Source organism: Rhodococcus sp. GA1 (assembly GCF_024321955.1).
GTDB classification, from domain to species: domain Bacteria; phylum Actinomycetota; class Actinomycetes; order Mycobacteriales; family Mycobacteriaceae; genus Rhodococcus; species Rhodococcus pyridinivorans.
On record NZ_CP097186.1, the window covers coordinates 3,745,859 to 3,763,322 of the forward strand.

The window sequence follows — 17,464 nt, forward strand, 5'->3', positions numbered from 1 at the left end:
CCGGCGCCGGGTCACGCGCGCGAGTGCTGCAACGCACCAGCCCCCGCGACCACCACGAGTGCGATACCCGCGAGGGCGAGAGGTTCGACGACCTGCCCCAGCACCAGAGCGCCGGCGAGCGCTGCGGCGGCGGGTTCGAGCGCGATGAGGATCGCGAACACCTTCTTCGGCAGGTCGCGCAGGGCACGGATCTCGAGGGTGTACGGGATCGCCGACGACAGCAGCGCCACGGCGAGTCCTGCGAGCACGAGGCCGGGCCGGAGGAGCTCGGTGCCGGCCGTCGCCGCGCCGAACGGCAGGACGACGACGGCCGCGATCGTCGTCGCCCCGGCCAGCCCCGCCGATCCGGGCAGGGTCGTCGCCACACGTGAGCCCGCCACGATGTACCAGGCCCACCCCGATGCGGCGACCAGCGCGAAGGCGACTCCGAGCGGATCGGGACCGGTGGACAGCCCGGCACCGTCGCCGACGCCGAGCAGGACCACCCCGCCCAGCGCGAGCACCACCCACAGGGCGTCGCGCATACGTCGGGACAGGATCGCGGCCAGCCCGAGAGGGCCGAGGAACTCGATGGTGACGGTCGCGGCGAGCGGCAGTCGCGTCAACGCTCCGTAGAACGCCGTGTTCATCAGCGCGAGACTCGCGCCCAGTGTCACCACCGCCCGCCACTGTTCCGGTGTCCACGTCCACGGCCGGGGCCGGGTGAACGCGCAGAGGATCACGGCGGCGAACAGCAGGCGCAGGGTCACCGTGCCGAGAGCACCAGCCCGGTCGAACAGGGTCGCGGCGAAGGCCGCCCCGAACTGCATCGACAGCACCGCGGTGAGGACCGCGACGACAGGGCCGACGGTGTGCGTGCGGGAATCGTCGGCCATCTCGTCAGTATGTCCGACGAGCACGAACGACGCCTGCCGCAAAAAACAATCACACGTGCTTGATTTTGGGGCTGTGGCGTGTGACGCTTGCCGCATGTCCGATCTGTACATCGTGCTCGACGATCTCCGCGCGGAGGGCGACGATCTCGACGCTCTCGTCGCGACCCTGCCCGACGAGAGTTGGGCACTGCCCACCCCGGCGGAGGGCTGGACCATCGCTCACCAGATCGGTCACCTGTTGTGGACCGACCGGGCGGCGCTCACCGCCGTGCGCGACCCGGACGCCTTCGTGAAGATGGTCGAAGCGGCATTCGGCGACCCGCTGGGATTCGTCGACGTCGGTGCCGAGGAACAGGCGGGGCGGCCGCCCGCGGAGTTGCTCGCCGACTGGCGCGACACCCGCCGCGAACTCGCCGACGCGCTCGCCGAACTCCCGCGGGGTACGAAGATCCTGTGGTTCGGACCGCCGATGTCGCCGGCGTCGATGGCGACCGCGCGGCTCATGGAGACCTGGGCGCACGGGGGTGACGTCGCCGACGCCCTCGGTGTCACCCGCACGCCCACCGCGCGCCTGAAGAACGTCGCGCACCTGGGGGTGCGGACGCGCGACTTCGCGTACGTCATCCGCGACCGGAAGCCCCCGGCCGAGCCGTTCCGCGTCGTGCTTACCGCCCCCGCCGGGGACAGCTGGGAATGGGGTCCGGAGGACGCCGCGCAGTCGGTCACCGGCCCGGCCCTGGACTTCTGCCTGCTCGTCACCCAGCGCATCCACCGCGACGACACCGCCCTCGTCGCCGACGGCCCGGACGCGGAGGAATGGCTCGGCCTCGCGCAGGCCTTCGCCGGTGCCCCCGGCGCCGGGCGCGAGCCCGGCTCGTCCGCCACCTGAGACCGCCCGCCCCACAGTCGAGACACCTCCGGCCGAAACATCTTCGACCGAAACACCATCCTCGACCGAAAACACCATCGGAGACATCGTGAGCATGTGGACCACCCCCGAGCGTCTCGCCCTCCGCGAGACCGTCACCGGTTTCGTGAAGCGTGAGATCCTGCCCCACCTCGACGACTGGGAGCGCGCCGGCGAACTGCCCCGCGAACTGCACGTCGAGGCCGCGAAGATCGGCCTGCTCGGCGCCGGATTCCCCGAGGAGGTCGGCGGTTCCGGTGGCGACGGCGCCGACACGCTCACCGTGTGCGAGGCGTTCCACGAGGCGGGGGCCTCGGGCGGCGCGTTCGCATCACTGTTCACGTGCGGCATCGCCCTGCCGCACCTCATCGCGGCCGGCGATCCCGATCAGATCGACAAGTGGGTACGGCCCACTCTCGCAGGCGAACTCGTCGGGTCCCTCGCGATCACCGAACCGGGCGGCGGATCGGACGTCGGTCATCTGACCACCACCGCGGTGCGCGACGGCGACCACTACGTCGTCAACGGCGCGAAGACCTACATCACCTCGGGATGCCGCGCCGACTTCGTGGTCACCGCCGTCCGCACCGGAGGTCCCGGCGCCGGGGGAGTCTCGTTGCTCGTGATCGAGAAGGGCACAACGGGTTTCACCGTCTCCCGCAAGCTCGACAAGATGGGATGGCGCGCGTCGGACACCGCCGAGTTGTCCTTCGCCGACGTCCGCGTACCGGTCACCAACCTCGTCGGCGCGGAGAACACCGGATTCTGGCAGATCGCACAGGGTTTCGTCTCCGAGCGGATCGCCCTCGCCGCCCAGGCCTATTCGGGTGCGCAGCGGTGCCTGGACCTGACCGTCGCGTGGTGCCGCGACCGCGAGACCTTCGGCCGGCCGCTGATCACCCGCCAGGCCGTGCAGCGCACCCTGTCCGAGATGGCGCGTCGCGTCGACGTCGCGCGCGTCTACACGCGGCACGTCACCGAGCGCGCCGTGGCGGGAGAGACCGACCTGATCGCCGAGGTGTGTTTCGCGAAGAACACCGCGGTCGAGGCCGGCGAATGGGTCGCCGACCAGGCGGTTCAGTTGTTCGGCGGCCTCGGGTACATGGCCGAATCGGAGGTCGAACGGCAGTACCGCGACATGCGCATCCTCGGCATCGGTGGTGGCACCACAGAGATCCTCACCGAACTCGCCGCCAAGCGGCTGGGTTACGGCGCCTGACCCACCTGTTCCCTCATGCGACCGTCCACGGCCGCGCGTCCTCTCACCCGACCCGGAAGGCATCCCCGTGAGCATCATCGAGACCGAAGAACAGAAGGAACTACGCGCTGCGGTGGCGGCTCTGGCCGAGCGCTACAACTACGTCGACTACGTACTTCCCAAGTCGCGCGCGCACGAGCCGCTCACCGAATTGTGGGCGGAGGCGGCCAAGCTCGGCTTCCTCGGCGTGAACCTTCCGGAGCAGTACGGAGGCGGCGGCGCCGGCATCTACGAACTCGCGCTGGTGCAGGAGGAGCTCTCCGCGAAGGGCGCCGGGCTGCTGCTCGTCGTGGTTTCACCGGCGATCTGCGGCACCATCATCTCCAAGTACGGCACCGACGCTCAGAAGCAGGAATGGCTGCCCGGCCTCGCCGACGGCTCTTGCATCATGGCCTTCGGCATCACCGAGGCCGACGCCGGATCCAACTCGCACAACATCACCACGATCGCGCGCCGCGACGGTGACGACTGGATCCTCTCCGGCAGCAAGGTCTACATCTCCGGTGTCGACCAGGCCGACGCCGTGCTCGTCGTCTCCCGCACCGAGGACGCGAAGACCGGCAAGCTCCGTCCGGCCCTGTTCATCGTGCCGACCGATGCCCCGGGCTTCACGAAGACGCCCATGGAGATGGACATCCTCGAGCCGGACTACCAGTTCTCCCTGTTCTTCGACGACGTCCGACTTCCCGCCGACGCACTCGTCGGTGAGCCGGAGGCCGCGCTCATGCAGCTGTTCGCCGGACTGAACCCCGAACGGATCATGGGCGCGGCGATGGCAGTGGGTATGGGCCGGTACGCCCTCGACGCCGCGGTGCGCTACGCCAACGAGCGGACCGTCTGGAAGCAGCCCATCGGTGCGCACCAGGGCATCGCGCACCCGCTGGCGCAGCGCCGGATCGAGCTCGAACTCGCCAAGCTCATGATGCAGAAGGCCGCCGTCCTCTACGACAGCGGCGACGACTTCGGGGCCGCCGAGGCCGCGAACATGGCCAAGTACGCCGCGGGTGAGGCTGCGATCGCCTCGCTGGACCAGGCGATCCAGACCCACGGCGGTGCCGGCCTCACTCGGGAGTACGGCCTCGCGGCGATGCTCGGCGCCGCGCGCATCGCACGCGTGGCGCCGGTCAGCCGGGAGATGATCCTCAACTTCGTGGCCCGGCACTCGCTGGGCCTGCCGAAGTCGTACTAGGCCGACGCTTCCGAGTCGGATGCTTCCGGGTTCGAGGTTTCGGGGTTCGACACCGCGAACCCGGAGGTTCCGATGTTCGGCGGGAAGGAATCCGGCGGGAAGAGACCGGTCGCCTCCTCCGCTGGGAGCAGCGTCCCCAGCAGATAGGCGAGGGACCACCGCAACGAGCTCACGTCCTGCAGCGGCACGGTCTGCTGGTAGCCCACGAGCGTGTACAGGGCCAGCCGCGCGAACCGCTCGGCCTGGTCCCTCGAACCGAGGTACTGGGCCACCGCTTCGGCCACCACCGCGTACCGCAGGTCGTCGACCTCGCTCTGCACCTCGTGGACGCCGGAGTCGCTGTGCGACCAACCGCGGATGGCGGACTCGGCGGAGTGGGGGAGGCTGCACGCGAATTCGACGAGCAACCGGAGCCGCCGGGTCATCGAACCCTCGAGGCGCGCCGCGGCGGCGAGCTGGAGCGTCTGGCTTTCGAGCCAGTGCTGGAGGAATTCGGTCTTGAACTGCGCCCAGCTCTCGAAATAGTTGTAGAACGAGCCGGTCGTCACCTCGAGGTGACTGCACAACCGTGCCTGCTTGAGTCCGGCATGGTCGTTGGTGGCCAGGATGGCCAGCGCGGCGTCGAAGTAGTCCTCGCGCCTGACGGTGGTCGCCACGTGGTGCTCCCCTTTCCCCCCGACCTGTTATACGAGTGTACGGATGATGACCTTTGCGTACGGTCTCGGGGTCGCACGAATACCCGTTCGGCGGAAGATCAGTCGTGACGGAACGGTCGTGACCACGGGGTCGTGACAGGACAGGCAGGAACAGGAGTCCCGATGGCGCGAGAACCGAAGCAGGACCGCAGCCGCGCCACGCGGCGGCGACTGCTCGAGGCGACGATCGACTGCCTCGTCGAATCCGGTTGGGCCGCAACCACGGTGAGTGTGGTCGCCGAGCGGGCAGGAGTGTCGCGCGGGGCCGCCCAGCATCACTTCCCGACCCGGGAGGATCTCATCACCGCATCGCTCGAGTTCATGTTCGACAGTCGCATCGAGCGGGTCCGCACCGAACCGTTCGACGTGCCCGAGGGCGTCGGCCGCACGGAGGCGGTGGTCGAGCGCATCGTCGACCAATGCACCGGCAACATGTTCAAGGCCGCCCTGCAGGTGTGGACGGCCGCGGCGGCCGATCCGGCTCTGCGCGAGATGCTCCTGCCGCTCGAGGAGAAGTTCGGCCGTGTCTCGCACGCGGTGGCCGTCGAGCAGCTCGGTGCCGACGACACCGACCCGGTCGTGCACCGGACGGTGCAGGCGACCCTGGATCTCGCGCGCGGCCTCGGCCTGGCCGACGTGCTGACGGACGACTCGGCCCGCCGGCGGGAGATCGTCCGTCACTGGGCCGCGCAGCTCGACGAGGTGCTCCGGGAGTCCTCGAGTCGTCGCACACAGGTGGGCCCGGCTCGGTAGTCTTCCCGCCATGCCTCTCCCGCGCATCGGAAGGACGGCGGCTGCCGTGGCGACGGTCGGTCTCATGGGTCTCGGTGCGGCGGCGTGCGGGAACTCCGACGACGCCGGACAGGTCGAGACCTCGCCGACCGCGTCTGTCACCGACCCCGGCCCGCTGTTCGACGAGTGCGGCGCGATGTCCGACGACGAGGTGGCGGCGGCTTTCGGTCTCGGCAGTTTCACGACGGTGACGCGCAACTCGGTGGGCTGCGAGTGGGAGATCTACGTCGGCGGCCCCAGCGTGAGCTTCTCGTGGTACCGGGGAAGTCCCATCGGCCGCGAACGCGCCGGCTCCGATCTCATCGGCCGGCCCGCCGCCGACATCGAGATCGGGGGACGGTCGGGTTTCATGGGGTCCTATCAGAACGAGCTGGGGCAGACGACGCTGTGCGAGATCGGCGTGGAGTTCGGCGGCGACTTCGTCCACTGGTCGGTCTCGTACTCGAACCTCACGCCCGTGGCCGACGCCTGCGTCGTCGCTCGCGGACTGGCCACCACGAGTGTGGAAAGGGTGCAGAAGTGAACGCCCGCCGCTGGGGTGCCGCACTCGCGACCGTCCTCACGACGGGTGCTCTGCTCACCGGATGTACCCGCACCATCGAGGGGCGGGCCGTCCCGGAGGGGGTCGGCGGCGGCACGGGCGCCGAGTTCACCCGGCTGCTCACCGAGTGCGATGCGGTCGCCGACGAGAAGATCGCCGAGGCCGTGGGCGCGGACTACGTCTATCGCGGGTTCTTCGGTGCGATCTGCCGCTGGGACGGCGAGGGGCCCACGGGAGTAGTGAAGGTCACCTTCAACTGGTTCGAGACCGGTTCCCTCGACCACGAACGCGCCGCCGCCGAGGGGCTCGGCTACGAGATCGAGAACACGACCATCGAGGGCCGGCGGGCACTGCAGATGCGCCGACCCGGCGATCCGCTGTCGTGCGGGGTCAGTTCCGGGGCGTCGACGACCGGCATCTTCGGCTGGTGGGTGCAGTACACCTCCGGGGGAGCGGACCCGTGTGAAGCTGCTGCTACGTTGGCCCGGCTCACACTGAACCTCAGCAGTTGACGGTGTGTGCGGATCCTCGGGAGGGTGCGCGCTCCTCACTTTGACCTCATGCGCGCACGCCGGGTATCGTTGTGGGTCGTGTCCGGCATGCCCGGGCCGGTCTGTGTGCCTATGCGAGGTAGTGCCGTGCGCGTGGTCTGTAGATATCTGCAGGAACGAGCCCCCGGCTGCCTGTGTGGGGGTACGCGACACACCCGACCTCGTGTGCACACGAGGGGCGAGTGCGGGGCAGCAGCTTTCTTGCCCCAACCGATGGATCCCTAATTTCAGAACAGCCGAGGTTGCTCGAAGTGAGCAGCTTCAGACAACGAAGAAAGCCGGTTAATGCCAACCATCAATCAGCTGGTCCGCAAGGGCCGCCGCGACAAGGCCGCCAAGGTCAAGAGCGCGGCGCTCAAGGGCAGCCCCCAGCGTCGCGGTGTGTGCACTCGCGTGTACACCACCACCCCGAAGAAGCCGAACTCGGCTCTCCGTAAGGTCGCCCGTGTGCGCCTGACCTCCCAGGTCGAGGTCACCGCCTACATCCCCGGTGAGGGCCACAACCTCCAGGAGCACTCGATGGTGCTCGTGCGTGGCGGTCGTGTGAAGGACCTCCCGGGTGTGCGCTACAAGATCATCCGCGGCTCGCTCGACACTCAGGGTGTCAAGAACCGCAAGCAGGCCCGCAGCCGCTACGGAGCGAAGAAGGAGAAGGGCTGATGCCACGTAAGGGTCCCGCTCCCAAGCGCCCGCTGATCGCCGATCCGGTCTACGGTTCGCCGCTGGTCACCCAGCTGGTCAACAAGATCCTGCTGGACGGCAAGAAGTCCACCGCCGAGCGCATCGTCTACCAGGCGCTCGAGCAGGCTCGCGAGAAGACCGGTACCGATCCGGTCGTCACCCTCAAGCGCGCGCTCGACAACGTCAAGCCCGCCCTCGAGGTCCGCAGCCGTCGCGTCGGTGGTGCCACCTACCAGGTGCCGGTCGAGGTTCGCCCCGGTCGTTCCACCACGCTCGCGCTGCGCTGGCTGGTGACGTTCTCGCGTCAGCGTCGCGAGAAGACCATGGTCGAGCGGCTCGCCAACGAGCTCCTCGACGCGAGCAACGGCCTCGGCGCCTCCGTGAAGCGCCGCGAGGACACGCACAAGATGGCTGAAGCCAACAAGGCGTTCGCGCACTACCGCTGGTGAGTCGTCGCCGACCGGGAGATGCCGTCATCACGGACCTCCCGGTCGGCTGCTCGCACAACTGTGTCGGTCCCGTAAAGGCCGGCTGACAACACAAGAACATGTGGTCCGCACCCAAGGACCGACACGAGCTACGAGCGGGGTTACCTGTGGCACAGGAAGTGCTGACCGACCTGAACAAGGTCCGCAACATCGGCATCATGGCGCACATCGATGCCGGCAAGACCACCACCACCGAGCGCATCCTCTTCTACACCGGTGTCAACTACAAGATCGGTGAGACGCACGACGGTGCCTCGACCACCGACTGGATGGAGCAGGAGAAGGAGCGTGGTATCACCATCACCTCCGCTGCTGTGACCTGCTTCTGGAACAAGAACCAGATCAACATCATCGACACCCCCGGCCACGTCGACTTCACGGTCGAGGTCGAGCGGTCGCTGCGCGTCCTCGACGGCGCAGTCGCCGTGTTCGACGGCAAGGAGGGCGTCGAGCCCCAGTCCGAGCAGGTCTGGCGCCAGGCTGCCAAGTACGACGTTCCGCGCATCTGCTTCGTCAACAAGATGGACAAGATGGGCGCGGACTTCTACTTCACCGTGCAGACGATCATCGATCGCCTGGGCGCGAAGCCGCTGGTCCTCCAGCTCCCCATCGGTGCCGAGGATGCCTTCGACGGCGTCGTCGACCTCGTCGAGATGAAGGCGCTCACCTGGCGTGGCACCACCGACATCGGCACCGAGGCCACGGTCGAGGAGATCCCGGCCGACCTCGCCGACAAGGCTGCCGAGTACCGCGAGAAGCTGCTCGAGACGGTCGCCGAGTCCGACGAAGAGCTCATGGAGAAGTACTTCGGCGGCGAGGAACTCACCGTCGCCGAGATCAAGGCGGCCATCCGCAAGATGACCGTCAACTCCGAGCTCTACCCGGTGCTGTGCGGCTCCGCCTTCAAGAACAAGGGCATCCAGCCCATGCTCGACGCGGTCATCGACTACCTGCCGAACCCGCTCGACATCGGCGACGTCATCGGCCACCAGGTCGGTAACGAAGAAGAGGAACTGCGTCGTAAGCCTTCGAAGGAGGAGCCCTTCTCGGCTCTCGCCTTCAAGATCGCTGCGCACCCCTTCTTCGGCAAGCTGACCTTCGTCCGCGTGTACTCCGGCCGGATCGACTCGGGCACCCAGGTGCTCAACTCGACCAAGGGCAAGAAGGAGCGCGTCGGCAAGCTGTTCCAGATGCACGCCAACAAGGAGAACCCGGTCGACGAGGCAGTCGCGGGCCACATCTACGCGATGATCGGCCTGAAGGACACCACGACCGGCGACACCCTGTGCGCGCAGGACGCCCCGATCGTCCTCGAGTCGATGACCTTCCCGGACCCGGTCATCCAGGTTTCCATCGAGCCGAAGTCGAAGGCCGACCAGGAGAAGCTGTCGACGGCCATCCAGAAGCTCGCCGAAGAGGACCCGACCTTCTCGGTCGAGCTCGACGACGAGACCGGCCAGACCGTCATCGGCGGTATGGGCGAGCTCCACCTCGACATCCTCGTCGACCGCATGAAGCGCGAGTTCAAGGTCGAGGCCAACGTCGGCAAGCCGCAGGTCGCGTACCGCGAGACGATCACCAAGCCGGTCGAGAAGCTCGAGTTCACGCACAAGAAGCAGACCGGTGGCTCGGGCCAGTTCGCAAAGGTCATCATCGGCCTCTCGCCGTTCGTCGGCGAGGACGGCGCGACCTACGAGTTCGAGAACAAGGTCACCGGCGGTCGCATCCCGCGCGAGTACATCCCGTCGGTCGACGCGGGTGCCCAGGACGCCATGCAGTACGGCGTGCTCGCCGGCTACCCGCTGGTGAACCTGAAGGTCACCCTCATCGACGGTGCGTACCACGACGTCGACTCGTCCGAAATGGCGTTCAAGATCGCCGGTTCGCAGGCACTGAAGGAAGCGGCCCGCAAGGCCGCCCCGGTGATCCTCGAGCCCCTCATGGCGGTCGAGGTCACCACGCCCGAGGACTACATGGGTGAAGTGATCGGCGACCTGAACTCCCGCCGTGGCCAGATCCAGGCCATGGAGGAACGCAGTGGTGCCCGTGTCGTGAAGGCGCTGGTTCCGCTCTCGGAGATGTTCGGTTACATCGGCGATCTGCGGTCGAAGACCCAGGGTCGTGCGAACTTCTCCATGGTGTTCGATTCCTACGCAGAGGTTCCCTCGAACGTCGCGAAGGAAATCATCGCCAAGGCGACCGGCGAGTAGCCTCCGGGTTATCCCTCGGTCACCTGCACGACCAAGTAATACAAACCGCACTGCTGCATACAGCAAGCAACAACAGTCCAGGAGGACATCCAGTGGCGAAGGCGAAGTTCGAGCGGACCAAGCCGCACGTGAACATCGGCACCATCGGTCACGTCGACCACGGCAAGACCACCACCACGGCTGCGATCACCAAGGTGCTTGCCGACAAGTTCCCCGACCTGAACGAGAGCTTCGCTTTCGATCAGATCGACAAGGCACCTGAGGAGAAGGCTCGTGGTATCACGATCAACATCTCCCACGTCGAGTACCAGACCGACAAGCGCCACTACGCGCACGTCGACGCCCCGGGTCACGCGGACTACATCAAGAACATGATCACCGGTGCCGCCCAGATGGACGGCGCGATCCTGGTCGTGGCGGCCACCGACGGCCCGATGCCCCAGACGCGTGAGCACGTGCTGCTCGCTCGCCAGGTCGGCGTTCCCTACATCCTCGTCGCCCTGAACAAGGCCGACATGGTCGACGACGAGGAAATCCTCGAGCTCGTCGAGATGGAGGTGCGCGAGCTCCTCGCCTCGCAGGAGTTCGACGAGAACGCTCCGGTCGTTCCGATTTCGGCTCTCAAGGCTCTCGAGGGCGACCCGAAGTGGGTCAAGTCGGTCGAGGACCTCATGCAGGCCGTCGACGACTCCATCCCGGACCCGGTCCGTGAGACCGACAAGCCGTTCCTCATGCCCGTCGAGGACGTCTTCACCATCACGGGTCGTGGCACCGTCGTCACCGGCCGTATCGAGCGTGGCGTGATCAACGTCAACGAAGAGGTCGAGATCGTCGGCATCCGCCCCGATTCGACCAAGACCACGGTCACCGGCATCGAGATGTTCCGCAAGCTGCTCGACCAGGGCCAGGCCGGCGACAACGTCGGTCTCCTCGTCCGCGGCATCAAGCGCGAGGACGTCGAGCGTGGCCAGGTCGTCGTCAAGCCGGGCACCACGACTCCCCACACGGAGTTCGAGGGCCAGGCCTACATCCTCAACAAGGAGGAGGGCGGCCGCCACACGCCGTTCTTCAACAACTACCGCCCGCAGTTCTACTTCCGTACCACGGACGTGACGGGCGTTGTGACCCTCCCCGAGGGCACCGAGATGGTCATGCCCGGTGACAACACCGAGATGTCCGTCAAGCTGATCCAGCCGGTCGCCATGGACGAGGGCCTCCGCTTCGCGATCCGCGAGGGTGGCCGCACCGTCGGCGCCGGTCGCGTCACGAAGATCATCAAGTAGGCGCCGCCTACGGGATCATCAAGTAGGCACCGCCTACGGGATCATCAAGTGAGCTAGTCCTCACTGACGCTCGAACGGCGTCCACCCTCCGGGTGGGCGCCGTTCGACGTTTCTGGATCACAAGCGATCAGCCGACGATCTCCTTCAGCTGGTTTGCCACGGGGGTCACCGGTTCCTCCCCGTCGGCCGTCGGGATGTCGCTGTTCACGGCGGCGACGACCACGGCCCGGCGCTCGGGCAGATATCCCACGTAGGTGTTGAAACCGGGGAGTTCGCCCGTGTGGCCGAGCCAGCCGTTCTCGATACCGAGCCCGAGGCCGTAGGCGCGCGTGTCGGTCGCACCGGGGACGTCGAACAGGAACGAGTCGAGACGGAGCTGCTGCATCTCGGGGGAGAGGATGCCCTCGCCCGTCCCGAGGGCCGTGCCCCACAGTTCGAGGTCGTCGACGGTGGAGATCACCGCGCCGGCCGACCATCCCCACGACGGGTTCCAACCGGTCGCATCGGCCGTCTGCCCGTCCGGCTGTCCCTGTTCGGTGATCCCGTACAGGTGCGGTGACGCGATGGCCGCGTCGGTGGGCATGACGGTGTCGGCCATGCCCAGGGGCTCGAAGATGTTCGCCCGGAAGTACTCGTGCAGGCTCTGCCCGGAAACCTGCTCGACGACCAGCCCGAGCGCGATCGTGTTGGTGTTGGAGTACTCGAACCGCTCCCCGGGAGCGAAGTTCGGTGCGTCACCGCGTACGTAGTCGAGGAGTTCGTCCGGGGTCCACGGTGCCTCCGGATCGTCGAAGAGTTGCTGCTGGAATTCCTCGTCGAAGGTGTAGCTGGGGATGCCGCTCACCATCGAGGCCAGCTGACCCAGGGTGGCGACGTCGCCGTTCGGCAGGCCCGGCACATAGCGGCCGATCGGATCCTCCAGCGACAGGCGGTCGTCCTCCGCCAGTTGCAGTAGAGCGGTGATCGTCATCGTCTTCGTGATGCTGCCGATGCGGGTGTGGTCGTCCGGGCCGGGTTCCTCCGATCGATCCGCACCGATCGTGCCGGACGAACCGGTCCACTCGTAGTCCGGGGTGACCACGCGCGCAACGACTCCCGGGAAGCCGACTTCCTCGCGGACGCGGTCGAGCACGTCCTGGAACTCGTCGGCGGGCGCCGCGCCGGTAGCGGTCGCATCGGTCGCAGTCGCTTCGGACGTTGCGGCGAGCGGTGATTCGCTCGAGGTGTCGTTGCCGCAGGCGGCCGCGACGGTGAGGATCACGGCGGACAACACGATCGGTAGTCGACGCACAGCACTCTCCTCGGTCGAGACGACGGTGTGAGAACGACAGTGATCAGTATGTGCCGTTCGGCAGGACGTCGGGTCTGTTTTCGAACCCGGAGATGAGCGCGCCGTACACGATGCGCCGTGCGTCAGGCGCTCTCGATCGCGGCGAGGAGCATCCGCGCCGTCACCGCGATCATCCGGGTCCGATCGGATCGCCGGGGCCGCAAGAGGGCGATCCGTGAACACAGGCTCGCCGTCGCTCCCATCACGATGAACACGAGATCGTCGAGTGCTGCGTCGTCGAGATCGGGTCGCAGCCGCGCCGGGATGATGCGTCCGAGCGGCCGCAGCGGACCTTCGACCTCGGCCCACGCGAGTCCGAACTCGATCTCCTCGGAGGTGTACGACACCCGGAGCACCGCGGCGTGTTTCTCGAACGCGGCGGTGAGGCTTTCCACGACCGTCGCCATGGCGTCCTCCGGCTGCTGGTCCATCGCCCGCCCGATGGCGGTGGACAGCGAGGTGGTGATCGCGTGGACGGCGGTCATGCGGAGTTCGTCGAGCACGGCGTCGACGTCGGGGAAGTATCGGTAGACCGTCCCGATGCTCACGTGGGCGTGCTCGCCGAGTGCCGTGGTGCTGATCCGCGCGGTGGGGCTGCGCTCGAGCAACTCGTACGCAGAGGTGAGGAGCAACTTGCGGGTGTCGTGACTTCGCTGCTGCACAGGACGCTTCCGAGGGGTTCTGCCTGCGGTTCTGTTGCCGCGCGGGGAGCTCATGAAAAGTGAATAGTAAGTGAGGATTCCTCGTGTTTCCATGGATGCATGGAGCGACACATCCCACGTGATCTCGTCAACGCCGACCTTGCGGTGCGCCGATACGCAGATCTCGGCGAGCGCTGGCTCGACGGCATGTGGCAGGCCGACCCGCCGGCCGACGCCGTGGTGAACGACGACTTCGGTCCGAACTCCGCGACGGCTGCCGTGCGCGTCGCACTCACCCACGGTGTCGAGGCGGTCCCCGACGCACCCGAATCCCTGCGAGAGCTGTTCGCCTTCCTCGACGACGAACCCGCCTGGGTAGACCACGACCGCATCGACAACGCCGCCGACGCGCTCGTTCGGCACACGCCGATCCTCGGCATGGTGCTCGGTGCTGCCTCGCTGCTGCGCGGTGCCGGAAACTTCATCGCCGGAAAGCCTCTCGCACTGACGGGCCGCTATGTGAGTCAGCCGGCCGTGCGGTCGGTCGAGGTCGGGGAGTGGTTACGGCACGTCCTCACTCGCGGCGGAATGCGCCGCGACGGAGGCGGATTCGCGTTCACGGTGCGGGTGCGCCTGATCCACGCCCACGTGCGCAAGGGCATTCTCGCGAGCGGGGTGTGGGACGAGGACGCCTGGGGAGTGCCGATCCCGCAGTCGTACATGGCGCTCACGATGGCCGAGTTCGGGCACATCGCGGTCGAGGCGATGCAGATCCTCGGGGTGCGCTTCACCGATCGCGAACTCGACGACATCTACCACCTGTGGCGCTACGTCGGGCACGTGATCGGGATGGGCGAGGAACTGGGCCTGCGCACCGAACGCGACCACATCGCGGTCGAGGACCTGTACCGGCTCACCTCGCCCGGCCCCAGCGACGAGGACCGGGATTTCGTCACCGCGCTGACCGAGCAGTATCTCGTCCCGGAGCTGGCCAACCTGCTGCCGGGCACCGCACCGATCCGGACGACGGTCGCCCGCACGGTGATGCACTCGCTGCAGCGGGTGTTCATCGGTGACGCCGACGCCGACGCCCTGCACATCCCCGACAGCCCGCTCAAGCACGTCCTCGGACGCGTCGGGCCGCTGCTCGCGCTCGTCGACCGCGTCCAGGAATTCCGCTATCCGGACCTCGAACGCACCACGCAGCGGGCGTACAAGGTGCGCGACGTGGCGATGGACCGGATGCGCGTGGACTACAGCGTCGAGCACGACCTCGTGGACGCGGCCCGAAGCTGAGCCACCCCGGGCCGGATGGGTTCCGGCCCGGGGTGGGTGGGCTCAGTGGACATCCACAGCCGGGTCGAGATGTACCAGGACCTGCGTCGCCACGTGCGCCCCGCCGAGAGCGCGCGCGACCCGCTGGGCGGCATCCTCCGCGGCTTCCGTCAGCTCGGTGACATCGATGGTCGGGTCGGCGTGCACCACCACCGAGAGCGTCGGCAGGTGGCGTTCGACGACCGCGCGTCCGCGCACGGCCCGCACGCCCGGCAGGGCGGCGAGTTCGGCTGCCACGCCGTCGACGACGGGACCGAGTTCGACACCGAGGGTGGCGTCGGTGACCTGGTCGTAGAGCTGCACGGTCGACGTGCGCCGGCGCGACAGGTTGACAGCGAGCAACGCGATGCCGAGCACGAGTCCGCCCGCGAAGACCGACCACAGGGCCGGTGTCCACCACAACTGGTCCGGGACGTCGGTCACGCGGGGACGGTCGAGACGCGAGAGTTGCTCTCGAGCTAGGGGAACCTGCCACACCCACGCCAGGGCGAATGCGCCGGCACCGGCGAGGGCGAGGCCCGCCAGGAAGGTGACGAGCCGATTCGCCAGCACGGTACGGAGTTTCACCGCGCCACCTCCACCACGAGTTCGACGGGGTCGGCGAGCGCCGCGAGGTTCGGGGCGACCGCGCCGCGCACGGACGCGGTGATCTCGTCGACCGGTGTCTCGTCCTCGATCGAGATGCGCACCACGGCACGGCGACGGTCGACGACCGTGCGGGCCGTGCGCACGCCGGTGAGCGCGGACGCGTGGGCGCTGCACATCCGTGCGACGTCCGTGCGCCGCATCCACACCGTGGGCACCGGCCCCGCGACCTGCAGCGGCACATGCGTCCGGCGGCGGGGTTTGAGGGCGACGACGATCAGGACGATCCCGAGGACGAGGCAGACGCCCGCGACGGGTGCGAGCCAGGTGTGCCAGTGCAGACGGCCGAACCACTCGAAGGAGTTGCGCAGCCACGGGGCACCGCCGTACGTCCCGTTGACGATGAGCAGTTCCCGGGCGGCGACGAACGACAGGGCGAGCGCCGCGATCGCCACGACCGCGGCGGCGGGTGCGGCCGCGGGCGGCGCCAGCGGTGGCAGGGGAGCGACGGTGGGGATGTCGGGATGCGGAGTGGTCCGCGCCGCGACGATGTCGGATTCCAGGTACTCGACGGGTGGCTGCGCCTCGTCGGTCTCGCCGTCCTCGACGAGCGCGGTCGCGACGATGAGCACGTTGAGTTCGCTGATCCGCATGCCCGTCAGGTCGTTCAGCTGGCGTTCGACCGCGTCGTGGACCCGGCGGGTGAGCATCGCCGCGTCGTACGGCCATTCGGCGGCGATGTAGAGATTCACCGCGACGGCCTTCGCGCCGGTGGTGACGTCGGCCCGGGGCAGGTCGCGGCCGGTGAGACGCAGGATCCCACCTCCGCTGTGCCGCACCACACCGGGAACGCCGAGCGCGGCAGCCGCGGCGATGCGTTCGATCGCACGGTCCTTGACGACAAGGCTGCCGCGTTCGCCCGGGGGAACGACCCCGGTCCCGGTGTCGTCGGATGTCCCGACGTCGGACGCGGTGGGATCAGCCACGGCCCCGGCTCCTCAACAGGGCGCCGAGGTCGAGGTGGCCGTCGCGATGGGCGCCGATCGCGGCACCGAGCGCGCCGAGCAGCACGGCGAACAGCAGACCGCTGAACCCGCCGATGATGCCGGCGAGGGCCAGGAGCAGCCCCGCGAGGAGTCCGACGACGGTGTTGCTGACGGGTGTGTGGTTCACGATGGGGCTCCTTCTCGTTCACCGGCGTGGACATCTTCGATGGTCACTTGGACGGGGACGTCCACCAGCGGGGACACCCGGACGCGGACGGCGTCGGCGACGGCCGGGAGATCGGCGGGGATCCGCACGACGATGTGCACCGCGCACAGCTGATCGGTCAGCCGCACACCTTCGACCCGTCGGCCGGGCAGATAGGTGGCGACCTCCCCGAATGCGCCGCGGTGCAGACCGACGACGCCGGGAACGGACAGCGCGGCGTCCGCCACCAGGTCGGCCGCATTCGCCTGCGCTGCTGATCCGGGGTTCACTGCACGCGGGGTTTGGCGTCGTCGGTGAGGGCCGCGGCCTCTTCGTGGAGCATCACGTCGAAAACCGTGATGTTGACCTCGGTGACCTCGAGTCCCGTCATGCGTTCGACCGCAGCGATGACGTTGTGCCGGATGGCGACGGCGAGTTCGTGCAGCGCGACGCCGTATTCGGCGACGATGCCGATGTCGATCGCGGCCTGACGTTCACCGACCTCGACGGCGACACCCTGTCCGTGGTTGATGCGCGCACCGGGGATGCGGTCGCGCAGTGCGCCCACGACGCGGGCGGTGCCGGCGCCCACCTCGATGACGCCGCTGATCTCGCGGGTCGCGAGCCCCGCGATCTTGGCCACCACCGCGTCCGCGATGATCGTGCGGCCCTGCGGGTCGGCGGATCCGGAGGAGGTTCCGGCGCCGAACTGTATGCGGCTGATACCTGCGCCGCTGTCGCTGGTCATGAGGGGCTCCCAGGTAGGTGTACCGGTCGTGTTCCGTGCTCGATCCTGTGCTGGATCCCATTGTCCTCACGGTGCCTCGAACTCTAACGGCCGACGTAGGTCTGTCGCCCGTCGTCACTGTTTGGTAAGAACGTGGGACGCGGAGTGGGATGCATCACTACCGC

Annotated in this window: 20 protein-coding genes; 11 read left to right on the top strand and 9 right to left on the bottom strand. The window is 68.0% G+C overall.

The features are described 5' to 3' along the window. Positions 1 to 11: 11 nt before the first annotated feature. Complete coding sequence (locus M3330_RS17775; protein WP_037218093.1) at positions 12 to 875, bottom strand: DMT family transporter; 864 nt, start codon at positions 873 to 875, stop codon at positions 12 to 14. A gap of 94 nt (positions 876 to 969) precedes the next feature. On the opposite strand from M3330_RS17775, the gene M3330_RS17780 reads away from it, so the two are divergent. The 3 genes from M3330_RS17780 to M3330_RS17790 all read left to right on the top strand — a co-directional run bounded on the left by M3330_RS17780 (position 970) and on the right by M3330_RS17790 (position 4,229). Beyond that, complete coding sequence (locus tag M3330_RS17780) at positions 970 to 1,764, top strand: TIGR03084 family metal-binding protein (protein WP_255025757.1); 795 nt, start codon at positions 970 to 972, stop codon at positions 1,762 to 1,764. Between the two features lie 88 nt (positions 1,765 to 1,852). Then, complete coding sequence (locus tag M3330_RS17785; protein ID WP_037218035.1) at positions 1,853 to 3,001, top strand: acyl-CoA dehydrogenase family protein; 1,149 nt, start codon at positions 1,853 to 1,855, stop codon at positions 2,999 to 3,001. A 67-nt stretch (positions 3,002 to 3,068) separates the two neighbouring features. After that, the gene (locus tag M3330_RS17790; RefSeq protein ID WP_255025759.1) at positions 3,069 to 4,229 is read left to right on the top strand and encodes an acyl-CoA dehydrogenase family protein; all 1,161 of its coding nucleotides are present in this window, start codon (positions 3,069 to 3,071) and stop codon (positions 4,227 to 4,229) included. Here M3330_RS17790 and M3330_RS17795 read toward each other — a convergent pair. Then, positions 4,226 to 4,885, bottom strand: a complete 660-nt coding sequence (locus M3330_RS17795; protein ID WP_019291248.1) for a TetR/AcrR family transcriptional regulator — start codon at positions 4,883 to 4,885, stop codon at positions 4,226 to 4,228. The two genes, M3330_RS17790 and M3330_RS17795, sit on opposite strands and share 4 nt — an antisense overlap. Positions 4,886 to 5,047: 162 nt before the next feature. On the opposite strand from M3330_RS17795, the gene M3330_RS17800 reads away from it, so the two are divergent. The 7 genes from M3330_RS17800 (at position 5,048) to tuf (ending at position 11,470) form a co-directional block, all read left to right on the top strand. After that, a complete protein-coding gene (locus M3330_RS17800) occupies positions 5,048 to 5,677 on the top strand; it encodes a TetR/AcrR family transcriptional regulator (protein ID WP_019291249.1) in 630 nt (209 codons plus the stop codon). 46 nt (positions 5,678 to 5,723) lie between these two features. Continuing rightward, a complete protein-coding gene (locus M3330_RS17805; protein WP_255025761.1) occupies positions 5,724 to 6,239 on the top strand; it encodes a DUF3558 domain-containing protein in 516 nt (171 codons plus the stop codon). Next, positions 6,236 to 6,769, top strand: a complete 534-nt coding sequence (locus M3330_RS17810) for a DUF3558 domain-containing protein (RefSeq protein WP_071935503.1) — start codon at positions 6,236 to 6,238, stop codon at positions 6,767 to 6,769. Before M3330_RS17805 ends, M3330_RS17810 begins: the two co-directional genes overlap by 4 nt. A gap of 324 nt (positions 6,770 to 7,093) precedes the next feature. Further along, positions 7,094 to 7,468, top strand: coding sequence for a 30S ribosomal protein S12 (gene rpsL, locus M3330_RS17815; protein ID WP_006552258.1), 375 nt, complete (start codon positions 7,094 to 7,096; stop codon positions 7,466 to 7,468). Next, positions 7,468 to 7,938 carry a 30S ribosomal protein S7 gene (gene rpsG / locus M3330_RS17820; RefSeq protein ID WP_006552257.1) on the top strand — a complete coding sequence of 157 codons (471 nt, stop codon included), beginning with the start codon at positions 7,468 to 7,470 and terminating at the stop codon, positions 7,936 to 7,938. The genes rpsL and rpsG overlap by 1 nt, the downstream gene beginning before the upstream one ends. Positions 7,939 to 8,084: 146 nt before the next feature. Next, positions 8,085 to 10,187, top strand: coding sequence for an elongation factor G (gene fusA, locus M3330_RS17825; protein WP_024101663.1), 2,103 nt, complete (start codon positions 8,085 to 8,087; stop codon positions 10,185 to 10,187). Positions 10,188 to 10,279: 92 nt separating this feature from the next. Beyond that, positions 10,280 to 11,470: an elongation factor Tu gene (gene tuf, locus M3330_RS17830; protein WP_006552255.1), complete on the top strand. Its 1,191-nt coding sequence runs from the start codon at positions 10,280 to 10,282 to the stop codon at positions 11,468 to 11,470. 127 nt (positions 11,471 to 11,597) lie between these two features. On the opposite strand, the gene M3330_RS17835 is transcribed toward tuf, so the two are convergent. Next, positions 11,598 to 12,761: a serine hydrolase gene (locus M3330_RS17835; RefSeq protein ID WP_121208909.1), complete on the bottom strand. Its 1,164-nt coding sequence runs from the start codon at positions 12,759 to 12,761 to the stop codon at positions 11,598 to 11,600. Between the two features lie 122 nt (positions 12,762 to 12,883). Then, positions 12,884 to 13,462: a TetR/AcrR family transcriptional regulator gene (locus tag M3330_RS17840; protein ID WP_255025764.1), complete on the bottom strand. Its 579-nt coding sequence runs from the start codon at positions 13,460 to 13,462 to the stop codon at positions 12,884 to 12,886. A 99-nt stretch (positions 13,463 to 13,561) separates the two neighbouring features. Here M3330_RS17840 and M3330_RS17845 point away from each other — a divergent pair, with 99 nt between their 5' ends. Continuing rightward, on the top strand, positions 13,562 to 14,737 hold the full coding sequence (locus M3330_RS17845) for an oxygenase MpaB family protein (protein WP_039585351.1): 1,176 nt from the start codon (positions 13,562 to 13,564) through the stop codon (positions 14,735 to 14,737). Positions 14,738 to 14,779: 42 nt separating this feature from the next. Here the strand turns inward: M3330_RS17845 and M3330_RS17850 are convergent, their stop codons facing one another. From M3330_RS17850 to M3330_RS17870, 5 genes are read right to left on the bottom strand one after another with little or no spacing between them, the layout of a single operon-like run. Continuing rightward, complete coding sequence (locus M3330_RS17850; RefSeq protein WP_255025780.1) at positions 14,780 to 15,343, bottom strand: hypothetical protein; 564 nt, start codon at positions 15,341 to 15,343, stop codon at positions 14,780 to 14,782. After that, on the bottom strand, positions 15,340 to 16,347 hold the full coding sequence (locus tag M3330_RS17855; RefSeq protein ID WP_064851962.1) for a DUF6286 domain-containing Asp23/Gls24 family envelope stress response protein: 1,008 nt from the start codon (positions 16,345 to 16,347) through the stop codon (positions 15,340 to 15,342). The genes M3330_RS17850 and M3330_RS17855 overlap by 4 nt, the downstream gene beginning before the upstream one ends. Next, the gene (locus M3330_RS17860; protein WP_006552248.1) at positions 16,340 to 16,534 is read right to left on the bottom strand and encodes a hypothetical protein; all 195 of its coding nucleotides are present in this window, start codon (positions 16,532 to 16,534) and stop codon (positions 16,340 to 16,342) included. The genes M3330_RS17855 and M3330_RS17860 overlap by 8 nt, the downstream gene beginning before the upstream one ends. Continuing rightward, entirely contained in the window at positions 16,531 to 16,842 is a 312-nt protein-coding gene (locus tag M3330_RS17865; RefSeq protein ID WP_006552247.1) for a hypothetical protein, read from the bottom strand. The genes M3330_RS17860 and M3330_RS17865 overlap by 4 nt, the downstream gene beginning before the upstream one ends. Beyond that, entirely contained in the window at positions 16,839 to 17,300 is a 462-nt protein-coding gene (locus M3330_RS17870) for an Asp23/Gls24 family envelope stress response protein (RefSeq protein WP_006552246.1), read from the bottom strand. Before M3330_RS17870 ends, M3330_RS17865 begins: the two co-directional genes overlap by 4 nt. Positions 17,301 to 17,464 lie beyond the last annotated feature (164 nt).

What these genes read in the sequence shown, in the direction of transcription:
- M3330_RS17780 (WP_255025757.1), top strand. Translation starts at nt 970, where the DNA reads ATGTCCGATCTGTACATCGTGCTCGACGATCTCCGCGCGGAGGGCGAC.
- rpsL (WP_006552258.1), top strand. Translation starts at nt 7,094, where the DNA reads ATGCCAACCATCAATCAGCTGGTCCGCAAGGGCCGCCGCGACAAGGCC.
- M3330_RS17775 (WP_037218093.1), bottom strand. Translation starts at nt 875, where the DNA reads ATGGCCGACGATTCCCGCACGCACACCGTCGGCCCTGTCGTCGCGGTC.
- M3330_RS17870 (WP_006552246.1), bottom strand. Translation starts at nt 17,300, where the DNA reads ATGACCAGCGACAGCGGCGCAGGTATCAGCCGCATACAGTTCGGCGCC.
- M3330_RS17800 (WP_019291249.1), top strand. Translation starts at nt 5,048, where the DNA reads ATGGCGCGAGAACCGAAGCAGGACCGCAGCCGCGCCACGCGGCGGCGA.
- rpsG (WP_006552257.1), top strand. Translation starts at nt 7,468, where the DNA reads ATGCCACGTAAGGGTCCCGCTCCCAAGCGCCCGCTGATCGCCGATCCG.
- M3330_RS17845 (WP_039585351.1), top strand. Translation starts at nt 13,562, where the DNA reads ATGGAGCGACACATCCCACGTGATCTCGTCAACGCCGACCTTGCGGTG.